Consider the following 11,825-nt stretch of genomic DNA (forward strand, 5'->3'; position numbering starts at 1 on the left):
CTCCGGGTGCGTCGCCCGCAATGCGTCAATGACCCACAAGATCTCCTCGATGAGCGATGCCGCCCCGTGATGCCGTTCGGTCTCGATCATCTCCCCGTGCCCGATCAACCGGCCATCCTCCACGACCGCCGATTTGATGGTGGTTCCGCCGAAGTCGATGCCGATGGCTTTGCGTGTGGTGTCCATGGAAGAGAATATCGCCTCCAGAGTGCGGAGCGGCGGCAGCGAGGTCAATCTTCTGCCGTCCCTCGCCGTGCTACCTCCCGCCCGCACCCCGCACCGCCGGAAATCCGAAGCCGAAATAATCCGCGATTCTTATTGTAATTATAGTATATGCGTATATATACGGTTGTGACGTTATCCAAAATGAAAGACGAAATGCCTGCATTCGTAACCGTCCGTGACCTCGTCACCGGAGAACTTGCCACCATTCCTTCCGCAGGGCTGCCTCCCAGCATGATGCCGATCAACTACCGGAACCAGATCGTCTGGATCGACCGCGAACAGCTCCAGGTCGTCAAATCCGCCCCGTCTCCTTTCCCGACCGCGGACTAAAGTGTAGGGCGCGTGTCCCCACGCGCCGGGAGTGAGGCGGGTTGGCGCCATCAGCCCGGCGCGTGGGGACACGCGCCCTATACACCTGCGCAAGCCGCGCGACATGCGTGACACGGCCGGGCCGTCCGGCCCAATTGTCGTGAACGAACGGCATCGTTCCTGCGTCTGAGGATGCAGGCGGCAGCAGTGCAAATCTGCGGAATCCCGGCAATAAACCGGGCGAGGTTCGATTCCTCAGCCGCCGACATTTTTCCCGGGACCAAAGTGGAGGTCTCAATGGCCCAGGCCTTCGTCGTCCAGCATCACCCCGCAGTGGGAGCACGCGCGGATCCGGTACAATCGCGTTCCGGCGTTACTGCGTCGCATCCGCCGGCCGCACGAGTCGCACTCCGGCGAAAGCAAGATCCCCCTGGACCGCAACGATCGCTTCCCACACATGGGACAGTAGGGACCGTCGGCATTGAGCCCGGCCTGGCACGCCGGGCACCGGGGCAGGAACGGCGCATTCACCAGCGCGAAGAGTCCGAAACCACCGGTCAGCCACAGGGCTACCGTCGAGAAGGGCTCCGGCAACCAGACCCACAGAAAATAGAACAGCAAGGCCGGGATGGTCGCGTACCAGCAGAGCTGTGAGCGCCGGCGAAAACGCTGCGCCAAGGGCTGGAACGCCTCGCGGAACGCCGCCAGTTCTTCGACCGAGTAATCGGTGACGAGACGGGCCGGCAGTTTTTTGGAGGCCATGGTGGAGGTCTTGCGGAGGAACCGTTTCTGCCGCGTCATCCAATGTCAAGAGTTGACCTCGATCACACCGCTCCTGGGCTCACTGCACAACCCGCCTCCGTTTTGTCCCGCTTTCCTGCTTTCCTGCTTTCCTCATTCCCACTATCACTGCACGAGCCGCTGGGGGCGCCCAAACGCTTGGTGAAATCTGGGGCGGGGCACTAGTTTTAGACTGTTGGAAAGCGTCACCTTCCGCGAGTTGGTGTAGATGTCGTTCGAGGCCCATTTGCCATTCGGGAATCAGCGTCGACTCTTGACACCTGATGGGTTGCTTCCGCCTGCACCTCCACGCGATGCAATTGCACCCACGCAAGTGCGTTACGAAAGCCTCACTTTCGTAACGAGAAGACCCGAGTTTGAATCAAGTGCCGGTGTCCACAGTGGTTCAATCCCGCAAAGCCGACCACAGCTTTTGGCGTGCTTTCTCGGAAAGACCTTTGTCGACCGGTGGACGCTTCGCCAAGCGCGCGGCCCAACTGATCTTACCGGCTGGCGGGCTTTGCTTGGTGAGAGGGTGGTGAGGTCGCGGACCTTGGCCGGTTTCATCGTCAGACATTGCTGTATCACGTCAAAGGTGTGGTCAACGGCGGTTTTGTTGGTCCTCGTGCGATGGCGAGCAGGACGCTTTACGGGGAAGCCTTCGCCTATTCCGGGAGCGGGGGCGGAGATTTGGGAGGCGGAGGTGGGGCTGTGGGCAGCGGTGGGGGGCGGGGCGGGCGATTGGATCGGGAGATGTGGCGGATGAGCATGATGACGCCGATGATGGCGGCGATGGTGAGCATCGACTGACTGACGAAAGAACCAAACCGAACCGCTGCGGATGAATCCAGGACACGTTGTGGGGGCGTGAGGAAACGGAAGCTTTCGACGAAGCTGCGAATCTCCGCGTCTTCACCGGCCAGGCCGCCATCGAAACGCATCGCCGTGATCGCGTAAAACCGACCGCGGATGGGGATGTTTCTCGCGAGGGTGGAGATGCTCTTGCCCTTCGGGGCCATGGAGCCGGTACGCTCGTAGCTCATGATGCCATGCACTTCCACAAACCGGCTGGAGATCCGCTTGCTGCCTCCCGAACGCTCCAGTCCCTTTTCATAGCCGGCGGCAAAACTGGCGTCCGCCTCGGTGGTGGGTGGGTTTTCGGTTGTCGTCAGCACATAGATCAGGCGCGTGTGCGCGGGATCACCGTAGGCGATGACCACGCCTTTTTGTTTCATGCTGCTCGTCCGGTCCGCCCAGGAATCCGGGACGGTGACGGCGAAGTTGTAATCCGGGAATTGCTTTTCCGTGCCGGCCCGGCTGGTGGCTTGGAAGACCAGGCACAACCCGCCCGCGAGCAGAGCGATTTTCAATGACGGGGAGTTCATCCTCTTTCCTGACATCCTAGAGCAGTTTCGGTTTAGGTTGTCACCCGATTTGCGGCGGACACGGCATGAGGTGTGGAGATGGTGGCGGCGATTCTGCGACTACGAGTCCGTGGCAATGTTTCCGCCGTGTTCATGAATTCGCGGCGATCACAGGTGTAGGGCGCGTGTCCTCACGCGCCGAGTGAGAATCTGGATGGCCGCGCCATCCCGGCGCGTGGGGACACGCGCCCTACACCCAAGCGCAGCGAGCGCTGGCAATATCGAATGAGAAAATCTACGGATGAGGCAGACTATCCGCGACGATGTTCCCCTCGATCATGAAAAGCGTCCTGGCCTCGGCCCTCCTGATTCTCGTGGCGTGCTGTGGTATCGGCCGGGCGCAGAGCCCCGATCCTTTGGAAGCGAAGGTCTTGCTGCCTGCGCATTACACTTCCTTTGATGAGGCGATGACGCAGCTTCAGAAGGCCACGGGGTGGAAGATGATTTGCCCGGATGATACCGCGAAGTTGATGCGGGTGGTCGGGAAAATGGAGGGACGGCCATTGGCGGTGCAGGATGAGTGGTTGCAATCTCCGCGCTCTGCCAGGGAGCTTCTGAATCGGGTTTGCGGGGATCTGGCTTTGCGCTGGGAGTTCGACCGGCTGGCCCAAACGGTGGCGATCGATGTGCCGTGGAGACGGGCTGATCCGCGGCCGGCCGCGGAGTTGTTCCAGGTGATCTGGCAGCCCGGTCACGAGACTGCCTGCGGCAAAGAGCAGTCGTGGTGGGAAGCGCTGGATAGTCTCCTGTCGAAACCGGAAAACTTCGCGCGGGCCGGCCTGGTGCGGCAAGCGGCCGACCTGCAATCGATGTTTCGGCAGTTCGCGTTCGAGAAAACAAGATGGTGGCCGCCGAGCGATCGCTTGCTCGAACTGCCGATCATCTCGGGATCCGGGGAGCATTTGCATTGCCTCTTCCTGGTGCACGACCTGGAGTTTTCTCCCGGGCACGGATGGATGAGTTACTATTGGTTCAAGGACGATGGGACGCTCGCGGGCGCGGGAGCGATGAACACCGGCCATCGGATGATCGTCGGCGAAATCAAGGTGTTCGAGCGGGGGCGCTTCGGTGAGGAGCCATCCGAAATGCGCATGACGATCACGCACAACAACAGTGGCACGCCCGGGCCCGTCCGGTTTGTGTGCGGCAAGGAAAGGTTCAAGCTGGCGGATGAATCGGGCGCCGGTGAGTCCTTGATCGAGCCGGGGAAATAAGACGCGGACAGGAAGGCCCCCATGAACCCGCGCACACGATTGAAAGTGCTCATCAGCTCGGCCATCGTCTGTACGATGATGGGGCTCGTGTTCCTGCTGGCCCGGAAGGGGATCATTCCGGCCCAAGCACGGTATTATAGTGATGATCAGACCGCGGCTTCCTACGCCGTTGCCCACTTTCACGCGCAGTTCAATGCCGGCCATTTCGAGGAGATCTATCAGGAGGCCGATCCGTTTTTCCGGAGGCAGGAGAAGGCCAGTATCCTGGGCGTTATGAATGAGATGCAGGCGAAGTTCGGAGACTTCCTCAGTTCCGTCCGGGTCTACGCCAAGGAGAACCCCGATGGGACGGTCTTTTTTAACTACAATTCGAAATGTGAAAAAGGTCCGGTGACCGAAAGGTTTATTTGGAAGGTGAACCATGGGAATGCCACCCTCATGAGATATATGATCTATCCAGAAGCCGTCCCGCCGGCGAAAAAGTAGTAGCAGCCACATCGGGATTCGATCCCTGGTGCCTGACACGGCGGAGAAAGGCGCCGAGAGTGATGCGGCGGAATACGCCAGCGTCAGGAACTGACGCCGCAGGTCGCACTGATGCGCAGTGACTGCTGACGCGGCGGAAGATTACCTGGCAGGGAGAATGAGACCGAGACGATTGCCTTTGGTCCCACGCAGCCACTGGAGCTTGGGAGTGGTCGGAGTGCGTTTCATTGCTCGTAGTTGCAAAGCAGTCGGGATGCCAGGGTTCGAGGGCTGCGAATGGCCGGCCATTGACGCGCGTCGGTGGGTCGTTGCGCGGGAGAGGTCACCGGGGAGCCAACGCACAGGCGTGCTGAACGCTCATCGCGCCGGTCGCGGGGTCGACATTCATGCTGGAGCAGAATTCCCCGGTTTCCACAAAGCGCAGGGTGAAATGGACGATTTTACTCGCGGAAACCGAACTGGTCATTTTCAGCCCAAACCGTTGCAGTTTGCGGCCTTCCAGCTCGGTCAAACTCAAACGAAACTGCTCGGGACTCAAACCGCCTCCGGAGAGCCAACGCGCCATATCCTCCATTTCGCCGGACATTTCCCGGCAGATGGCGTCGGAGCAGGGCTGGTCGATCATCGGTTCAGAAGTAATTGTCGAGGCGTGCTTCAAAAATGAATGAAGCCCGTACCCCAGCCGATGAGGGCGACGCTCAAAAGAGCGAGTGACCAGAAAGGAACCCAGAAGAGCAGGACGATTTTATGCCGCTTGCGCAGTGTCATACTGATTAAACGGGATCAGTGTGGTCTCTGCGTGTGCGGCAATTTGCTTTTCTCAAAAGGCGGCCAATCCGAGGCGGAGCGGCTGCGCGGCCTCCCTTGATCGGGAGGGGAATGGGGCGTTAATTGCAGGGTGGCATATCTGAGAATCCGGCGGAATCATCGAAAAAGTCTGGTCAGACTTTTGATGCCACTTTAATGATGCCGGCCCCTTTCATGGATATCCGCCCTGCCATCACGCCTCCGCTCGATCCCGGTTTCGTTCCGGCGGAGCTGTGGAATCGCGCCTACCGCGCGCGGTGCGAGGGGAATCCGGGGGTGCATCCGCTGGCGATAGCGCTGGAGCGGACGGATGGGACGATTTCGCGGTTCGATACGGCGGTGCTGGCGCATGCGGGCGAGAATGTGGCGCTGAATCGCCAGTACGTGGAGCGGCTTGTGAAATTTCTCCTCTGGGCGCGGGGCGGGCATCGGGTGATGATCGGGGGCGACCCGGCGATTGCGCGAATGCTGGGGGAGATTTACCAGCCGGCGGGCGAACGGAAGTTCGACTGCGAATTCATGGGAACGAAGATCCATGGGCGCGACCTGATCGTGGAGGCGGTGGAACTCAAGGCGATGCCCGAGGCGCGCGAAAGTTCCCTGGCGCTGGGGCGGCATCTCGATGGGTGCCGCATCGGCTTCGATCTCGGGGGCTCGGATCGTAAGTGTGCGGCGGTGATCGATGGGCGGGTGGTCTTTTCGGAAGAGGTGAATTGGGACCCGTATTTCGAGAGTGATCCGCAGTATCACTACGATGGGATCGATGACACGTTGCGGCGGGCGGCGGCGCATTTGCCGCGGGTGGATGCGATCGGCGGGAGTTCGGCGGGCGTGTATGTGAATAATGAGGTGCGGGTGGCTTCGCTCTTTCGCGGGGTGGCGCCGGCGGATTTCGACCGGCGCATCCGGCGGATTTTCTTTGAGTTGCAGAAGGCGTGGGGTGGGGTGCCGTTCGAGGTGGTGAACGATGGGGAAGTGACGGCGCTGGCCGGCTCAATGAGCATGGGGGAGAATGGGGTGCTCGGGATTTCCATGGGGACGAGTGTCGCGGGGGGCTATGTGACCGCGGATGGGTCGATCACGCCGTGGCTCAATGAGCTGGCTTTTGTGCCGATCGACTATCGGGAGAATGCGCCGGTGGACGAATGGAGCGGGGATCGCGGGTGCGCGGTGCAGTACTTTTGCCAGCAAGGGGTGGCGCGTCTGGCGCCGTTGGCGGGATTGAAATTTCCGGCGGGAATGAAATTTGCCGAGCAGCTCGTGGAGGTGCAGCGGCTGATGGCGGCGGGCGATGAGCGGGCGCGCCGGATTTACGAGACGATCGGCGTTTGCTTTGGCTACACCATCGCACATCTCGCGAACTTTTATGAGATTCGGAATCTGCTCATCCTCGGCCGGGCGACGAGCGGGGAAGGCGGCGCGGTGATCATGGAGAAAGCCGGCGAAGTGCTGCGCGCGGAGTTTCCCGAGCTGGCCGAGAAGATCCGGCTGCGCACGCCGGAGGAAAAGGACAAGCGGCATGGCCAGGCGGTGGCCGCGGCGAGCTTGCCCGCGCTACACCGATAGGAGCAACTTGCACGGTATGCAGCTTCGCCATCCCTCCGCCGACATCTTCATTCCCGATGGGAAAGACCCCGCCGCGGCGCTGGGGCGCATCACGCACCTGGGAGTCGGCGCGCATCAGGACGATCTGGAGTTCATGGCCTTTCACGGCATCCAGGCGTGTTACCACAGCGAGGCGGATTGGTTCGGCGGGGTGACTTGCACGAACGGCGCGGGCAGTTCGCGCACGGGGTCGTACGCGAAATATTCCGATGAAGAGATGATGGGCGTGCGCCGGCAGGAGCAGCGGCAGGCGGCGATCGTGGGGCGCTATGCGGCGATGGTGCAGCTCGATTATCCGAGCAAGATTGTGAAGGACCCGTGCGATGAGCGCTTGAAGGATGATCTCATCGATCTTCTCGCCGCCGCGCAACCCCGGGTGGTCTACACGCACAATCCGGCGGACAAGCACGAGACGCACGTGGCGGTGGTGGTGGCGGTGCTCCAGGCGATCCGCGAGATGCCGCGCCAGGAACGTCCGCAGGCCGTCTATGGCTGCGAAGTGTGGCGGGATCTCGACTGGCTGCCCGATGCGGAGAAGGTGGTCCACGATGTGTGTGGGCACGAGAACCTCGCCGCGGCGTTGAATGGGCTCTTCGATTCGCAGATCGCGGGAGGCAAGCGTTACGACCTCGCGGTGGTCGGGCGGCGCCGGGCGAATGCGACGTTTTTCGAAAGCCACGGCGTGGACCAGAGCGATGCGCTCTCCTTTGCCATGGACCTGACGCCGCTGGCCGCTGACGACTCGCTGGACATCGTCGGCTACGTGACCGGATTTATTGATCGCTTCAAGGCGGATGTGACCGCCAAACTCCGGCAGCGGCTCGAAAGGTAAACATGGAAATCATCATTCAACCGACAGCGGACGATGCATCGATGATCGCGGCGCGGCATGTGGCGCGCCTGGTGCGGGACAAGCCCCACGCGGTGCTCGGCCTGGCGACGGGCAGCACGCCGCTCCCGATGTACCGGGAGTTGGTGCGCATGCACAAGGAACAGGGGCTCGATTTCAGCGGGGTCACCACCTTCAACCTCGACGAATACGTGGGACTGCCGCCGGAGCATCCGGCGAGTTATCACGCCTTCATGTGGGAGAACTTTTTCGGGCAGATCAACGTGCAGCGCGAGCGGGTGCACATTCCCGATGGGTTGTCGTCGCACATCCCGGCGTTTTGCCGGAAGTACGAAGAGGCGATCGTGGCCACGGGTGGCATCGATCTCCAGGTGCTCGGCATCGGCAGCGACGGGCACATCGGGTTCAACGAGCCGTCGTCGTCGCTGGCGTCACGCACGCGCATCAAGACGCTCACCGCCGAGACGCGGCGGGACAATGCGCAGGCCTTCGGGGACGCGGACAAGGTACCGTTTCATGTCGTCACGATGGGTGTGGGGACGATCATGGACGCGCGGCACGTGATCATCCTGGCGTTCGGCGACAAGAAGGCGGAAGCGATCGCCGGGGCGGTGGAGGGCCCGATCACGGCGATGAACCCGGCGTCGATTTTGCAGATGCACCCGGTGGCGACGTGCATCATCGACGAAGGCGCGGCGACGAAGCTGGCGCGGACGGAGTATTATCGGTGGGTCTACGACCGGAAGCCGGACTGGCAGAAGTTGTAGGGACGGGGAGAGTGGTGATGGCAGGAGATCAGGTCTCCGTCCAATAATGGGGTTTGCGGTGACCGTGAGCTACGGCCAGCAGAACGATCGCTTCGTGACGAATCGCGCAGGCAATGTAGTACGGGAATACCTTCAGGTTAACGCGTCGATAATCACCGCCGCGCAGCCGTGGTACGGTTGGGTTTGCCTGAATCCAGCGCACATGCATGTCCACTTCCTGCCAGAAATGGTCCCCGAGGCCGGCCCGTTCCCCCTCGTAGTATTCGGCTGCTTCTTGAATTTCCCGCCGGACGTTGCTGGGGATCCGCAGGTTCACCGTCCGAAACGTCTCTCCATTTCCGCGCGGAAAGTTTCGTAGGGAACAGTCTCGAGCTGGCCCTCATCATATTTCTTCAACCGCACACGGATCTCTGCGTCCCAAGCGGCTTCCGCATCCGGATCTGCGGATTCGTCATCGAGATCGAAGATGATGCGGGCGAGAGCCAGGCGCTGCGCGCGCGGTAACTCCAGGACATCCTGCGTGATGGCTTCGAGCGTTTTCGGCATATCCAATTCTCCCTCGCAAACGCCCCTTTGGCAATCCGCCGTTAGGAATTCAACCGGCCGATGATGCGCAGGCCGTCGAGGGTGAGATCGGGGACGACTTTTTTCATCTCGGGGAGGCCGGCGGCGATGAGTTCGGCGTAGCCGCCGGTGGCGACCACGGGGAGTTTCTTGAGGCCGAGTTCCTTGGCGATTTCCTGGAGGATCTGGCGGACGAGGCCGCGATAGCCGTAGACGGCGCCGGCGAGCATGGCGTGCTTGGTGGATTTGCCGATGGCACTCGGGGGTTCGAGGAGGGTGATCTTTGGGAGGAGGGCCGTCCGTTGGTGCAGGTAGTCGGTCATCGCTTCCAGACCCGGGGCGATGACGCCGCCGACGTAATTGCCCGCGGCGGAGACGATGTCGAAAGTGACGGCGGTGCCGAAATCGACCACCACGATGGGCGCGCCGAATTCCGCGAAGGCGGCGGCAGCATTGGCCAGTCGATCGCCACCGATGGTCTTCGGTTGCGGGTAATCGATGCCGACGCCGAGCTTGGTCTTGGCGCCGACGCGCACGACGGGCGAGGGCGAAAGGAAATCCGCGATCACGTCGCCCTTGGACGGCACCACGCTGGAGAGCACGGCGGTCTGCCATTGCCAGCCAAAGAGGGCGTTTTTCAGGCTGCCGGCGTCGAGTTCGGCGGTGCGGAGCTTGCGGGCGGGCCCGACTTTGTCCCGCGTGGAAAGGGCGAACTTCGTGAAGGAGTTGCTGTTGTCGATGAGCAGGAAGTCGGCGGTAGTGGTGCTCATGAGGGCGGGGCATGACAAACGAGAGTCGCCGGGGAGGTCAAAGGTATTTTGAAACATGTTAATTCCCCCTCCGCCTCCCCGATTTCGCTTCCCGCCGGGGCTTTCGCACGCGAGAGTTGTTGCCCGTTTATGAAAGCCTTCCTCTCCGCTCTCGCCGCGTCTGCTATTTTTATCACCACCGCCTCAGCGGATTGGGTCATCGAATCCAAGATCGAAAGCCCGCAACTCAACACCGCCACGACGACGAAGGTGAAGGGGGACAAGCTGCGCGTGGATATTCCCGATGGGCCCGCGGGCGCGATGAGCTCGATCGTGGATACCAAGACGGGTGATTCGGTACAGCTCATTCATGCCCAGAAAATGGCGGTGAAGACGAATGCGGAGGTGCTCAAGAAGGCGATGGAGGCGGCCAAGCAGAAGACGGGGGTAAAGGGAGGCGCCGCGCCCGAGTTGAAAGCCACCGGCGAATCCGAGAAGGTGGGTGACTTTGATTGTGCGGTCTACACATGGACCGATGGGAACATCACCTCGAAGCTGTGGGTGGCCAAGAATCACCCGCAAGCGGCTGCCTTGAAGGCGTTTGAGAAACAGATGCGCAGCGGCTTTTTCGGTGGGATGCAGATGGGTCCCGATACCACGACGCTGCCCGGGCCGGCGATCAAGACGGAGACCACGATGCAGGGGTCGAAAGTGACCAGCACGATCACCTCGGTAAAGGAGCAGGACGTGGACGCCAAGGAATTCGACGTGCCGGCCGGCTACCAGAGCATGGCAATGCCGGGAGCTCCGGGCGGGAATTAAGCCCGATCGACCAGCCGGTTTCCGGTAACGCGCACTTGCCGCTTTTCAACCCAGCGGGAGGGCGCGTAGTCTCGCCCGCTCCATGTCCCAGGAATATAAAGTCAAACTCGAGGTCTTCGAAGGCCCGCTCGATCTGCTGCTCTATCTCATCAAAAAGGATGAAGTGGACATCTACGACATTTCGCTCGAGCGCATCACCGCGCAGTACCTCGAGTTCATGGAGGCGTTCAAGGTGCTGGACCTGGAGCTCGCGGGTGAGTTCGTGGTCATGGCGGCGAATCTCATTTACCTGAAGAGCCGTGCGTTGCTGCCCGCCGCGGTGCAGCCGCCCGAAGAGGAGGCCGAGGAAGATGATCCGCGCTGGGACCTGATCCGGCAGCTCGTGGAGTACAAGAAATTCAAGGACGCGGCGGCGCATCTCTCGCAACGCGAGGTGGACCAGAGCAATCTCTTCGCCCGCATGGCGGAATCGCCGGAGACCGCGCAGCCGGAGCGCCCGCTGGGCGACGTGAGCGTCTTCGACCTTATCAACGCCTTCAACAACGTGCTCAAGCGCATCGCCTCGAAGAGCGAGGACTTGCGCGAGATTTTCGAGGAAAATTACACGGTCTCGGACAAGATCGATTTCATCATGAAAATGACCGGCAGCGGCGTGCCGCTGAAGTTCACCGAGCTTTTTGCCACCGTGGCCTCGCGCACGGAGATCGTGGTGACCTTCCTGGCGCTGTTGGAACTGATCCGGCTCAAGCAATTGAAAGCCGTGCAAGAGGAAGTGTTCGGGGAAATCGAATTGCGGCGCGCGTAATTCGTGGAAAGTCTTTTCGCCACCATGACCCTGAAACAAGTCATAGAAGCGCTCGTTTTCGCTTCGCCCAAGCCGCTCCTGACGAAGGAGATCGTGGCGGCATTGCGTGCTGCGGGGGAGGGAACCGAGGACCAGAGCGCGCTGGATTTTGCCAAGGCGAAGGCGGACGACGTGCTCGCGGCGCTGGCGGAATTGCAGGCGGAGTTGGTCGCGAGTGGACGGGCGTTCCAGATCGTGGAGCGGATCAATGGCTGGACGCTGGTCAGCGAATCGGCCTACGCGCCGTGGGTCCGCCAGCTCTATCCGGAAGCCAAGCCGACGCGGCTGAGTGGCCCGCAACTGGAGACGCTGGCGATCATTGCCTATCGCCAGCCGGTGACGCGGGCGGACATCGAGGCGGTGCGCGGGGTGGCGGTGG

Annotated in this window: 15 protein-coding genes and 1 pseudogene; 9 read left to right on the forward strand and 7 right to left on the reverse strand. The window is 61.5% G+C overall.

Going from position 1 to position 11,825, the window contains the following annotated elements; genetic code table 11:
* Positions 1 to 186: pseudogene (locus ABJF10_RS23685) on the reverse strand (ROK family protein); the annotation flags it as partial.
* A gap of 192 nt (positions 187 to 378) precedes the next feature.
* On the opposite strand from ABJF10_RS23685, the gene ABJF10_RS23690 reads away from it, so the two are divergent.
* Positions 379 to 555, forward strand: a complete 177-nt coding sequence (locus ABJF10_RS23690; protein WP_348547092.1) for a hypothetical protein — start codon at positions 379 to 381, stop codon at positions 553 to 555.
* Positions 556 to 828: 273 nt separating this feature from the next.
* Here the strand turns inward: ABJF10_RS23690 and ABJF10_RS23695 are convergent, their stop codons facing one another.
* Both ABJF10_RS23695 and ABJF10_RS23700 read right to left on the reverse strand, forming a co-directional pair.
* Positions 829 to 1,296: a hypothetical protein gene (locus tag ABJF10_RS23695; protein ID WP_348547093.1), complete on the reverse strand. Its 468-nt coding sequence runs from the start codon at positions 1,294 to 1,296 to the stop codon at positions 829 to 831.
* A gap of 683 nt (positions 1,297 to 1,979) precedes the next feature.
* Entirely contained in the window at positions 1,980 to 2,699 is a 720-nt protein-coding gene (locus ABJF10_RS23700) for a hypothetical protein (protein WP_348547094.1), read from the reverse strand.
* 317 nt (positions 2,700 to 3,016) lie between these two features.
* Here ABJF10_RS23700 and ABJF10_RS23705 point away from each other — a divergent pair, with 317 nt between their 5' ends.
* Positions 3,017 to 3,952, forward strand: a complete 936-nt coding sequence (locus ABJF10_RS23705) for a hypothetical protein (RefSeq protein ID WP_348547095.1) — start codon at positions 3,017 to 3,019, stop codon at positions 3,950 to 3,952.
* Between the two features lie 39 nt (positions 3,953 to 3,991).
* Positions 3,992 to 4,438 (forward strand): hypothetical protein, encoded by a 447-nt coding sequence (locus tag ABJF10_RS23710; RefSeq protein WP_348547096.1) that lies wholly within the window; start codon positions 3,992 to 3,994, stop codon positions 4,436 to 4,438.
* A gap of 322 nt (positions 4,439 to 4,760) precedes the next feature.
* Here ABJF10_RS23710 and ABJF10_RS23715 read toward each other — a convergent pair whose 3' ends face one another.
* Positions 4,761 to 5,063 (reverse strand): hypothetical protein, encoded by a 303-nt coding sequence (locus ABJF10_RS23715; protein WP_348547097.1) that lies wholly within the window; start codon positions 5,061 to 5,063, stop codon positions 4,761 to 4,763.
* Between the two features lie 341 nt (positions 5,064 to 5,404).
* Here ABJF10_RS23715 and ABJF10_RS23720 point away from each other — a divergent pair, with 341 nt between their 5' ends.
* Genes ABJF10_RS23720 through nagB form a run of 3 tightly spaced genes read left to right on the forward strand, consistent with a single transcriptional unit; the run spans position 5,405 to position 8,467 of the window.
* Entirely contained in the window at positions 5,405 to 6,811 is a 1,407-nt protein-coding gene (locus ABJF10_RS23720) for an ROK family protein (RefSeq protein ID WP_348547106.1), read from the forward strand.
* A gap of 16 nt (positions 6,812 to 6,827) precedes the next feature.
* Positions 6,828 to 7,682 (forward strand): PIG-L family deacetylase, encoded by an 855-nt coding sequence (locus tag ABJF10_RS23725; protein ID WP_348547098.1) that lies wholly within the window; start codon positions 6,828 to 6,830, stop codon positions 7,680 to 7,682.
* Positions 7,683 to 7,684: 2 nt separating this feature from the next.
* Positions 7,685 to 8,467, forward strand: coding sequence for a glucosamine-6-phosphate deaminase (gene nagB / locus ABJF10_RS23730; protein ID WP_348547099.1), 783 nt, complete (start codon positions 7,685 to 7,687; stop codon positions 8,465 to 8,467).
* 28 nt (positions 8,468 to 8,495) lie between these two features.
* Here the strand turns inward: nagB and ABJF10_RS23735 are convergent, their stop codons facing one another.
* The 3 genes from ABJF10_RS23735 to ABJF10_RS23745 are packed head-to-tail and all read right to left on the reverse strand — an operon-like array spanning position 8,496 to position 9,801.
* A complete protein-coding gene (locus ABJF10_RS23735; protein ID WP_348547100.1) occupies positions 8,496 to 8,783 on the reverse strand; it encodes a type II toxin-antitoxin system RelE/ParE family toxin in 288 nt (95 codons plus the stop codon).
* Complete coding sequence (locus ABJF10_RS23740; protein ID WP_348547101.1) at positions 8,780 to 9,013, reverse strand: addiction module protein; 234 nt, start codon at positions 9,011 to 9,013, stop codon at positions 8,780 to 8,782. The genes ABJF10_RS23735 and ABJF10_RS23740 overlap by 4 nt, the downstream gene beginning before the upstream one ends.
* A gap of 41 nt (positions 9,014 to 9,054) precedes the next feature.
* Positions 9,055 to 9,801: a type III pantothenate kinase gene (locus ABJF10_RS23745; RefSeq protein WP_348547102.1), complete on the reverse strand. Its 747-nt coding sequence runs from the start codon at positions 9,799 to 9,801 to the stop codon at positions 9,055 to 9,057.
* Between the two features lie 129 nt (positions 9,802 to 9,930).
* Between ABJF10_RS23745 and ABJF10_RS23750 the strand changes: the two genes are divergently transcribed.
* The 3 genes from ABJF10_RS23750 to ABJF10_RS23760 all read left to right on the forward strand — a co-directional run.
* Positions 9,931 to 10,602 (forward strand): DUF4412 domain-containing protein, encoded by a 672-nt coding sequence (locus ABJF10_RS23750; RefSeq protein ID WP_348547103.1) that lies wholly within the window; start codon positions 9,931 to 9,933, stop codon positions 10,600 to 10,602.
* 82 nt (positions 10,603 to 10,684) lie between these two features.
* A complete protein-coding gene (locus ABJF10_RS23755) occupies positions 10,685 to 11,407 on the forward strand; it encodes a segregation/condensation protein A (protein WP_348547104.1) in 723 nt (240 codons plus the stop codon).
* A 24-nt stretch (positions 11,408 to 11,431) separates the two neighbouring features.
* Positions 11,432 to 11,825: SMC-Scp complex subunit ScpB (locus tag ABJF10_RS23760; RefSeq protein ID WP_348547105.1), on the forward strand; the 394-nt coding region annotated here is incomplete at its 3' end.

The organism is Chthoniobacter sp. (genome assembly GCF_040003245.1).
Taxonomy (GTDB): Bacteria; Verrucomicrobiota; Verrucomicrobiia; order Chthoniobacterales; family Chthoniobacteraceae; genus Chthoniobacter.

Bases quoted from the DNA above. Each gene is read 5' to 3' on its own strand.
- ABJF10_RS23740 (WP_348547101.1), bottom strand. From the start codon at position 9,013: ATGCCGAAAACGCTCGAAGCCATCACGCAGGATGTCCTGGAGTTACCG.
- ABJF10_RS23720 (WP_348547106.1), top strand. From the start codon at position 5,405: ATGCCGGCCCCTTTCATGGATATCCGCCCTGCCATCACGCCTCCGCTC.
- ABJF10_RS23715 (WP_348547097.1), bottom strand. From the start codon at position 5,063: ATGATCGACCAGCCCTGCTCCGACGCCATCTGCCGGGAAATGTCCGGC.
- ABJF10_RS23755 (WP_348547104.1), top strand. From the start codon at position 10,685: ATGTCCCAGGAATATAAAGTCAAACTCGAGGTCTTCGAAGGCCCGCTC.
- ABJF10_RS23750 (WP_348547103.1), top strand. From the start codon at position 9,931: ATGAAAGCCTTCCTCTCCGCTCTCGCCGCGTCTGCTATTTTTATCACC.
- ABJF10_RS23700 (WP_348547094.1), bottom strand. From the start codon at position 2,699: ATGAACTCCCCGTCATTGAAAATCGCTCTGCTCGCGGGCGGGTTGTGC.
- ABJF10_RS23745 (WP_348547102.1), bottom strand. From the start codon at position 9,801: ATGAGCACCACTACCGCCGACTTCCTGCTCATCGACAACAGCAACTCC.
- ABJF10_RS23695 (WP_348547093.1), bottom strand. From the start codon at position 1,296: ATGGCCTCCAAAAAACTGCCGGCCCGTCTCGTCACCGATTACTCGGTC.
- nagB (WP_348547099.1), top strand. From the start codon at position 7,685: ATGGAAATCATCATTCAACCGACAGCGGACGATGCATCGATGATCGCG.
- ABJF10_RS23725 (WP_348547098.1), top strand. From the start codon at position 6,828: ATGCAGCTTCGCCATCCCTCCGCCGACATCTTCATTCCCGATGGGAAA.
- ABJF10_RS23690 (WP_348547092.1), top strand. From the start codon at position 379: ATGCCTGCATTCGTAACCGTCCGTGACCTCGTCACCGGAGAACTTGCC.
- ABJF10_RS23705 (WP_348547095.1), top strand. From the start codon at position 3,017: ATGAAAAGCGTCCTGGCCTCGGCCCTCCTGATTCTCGTGGCGTGCTGT.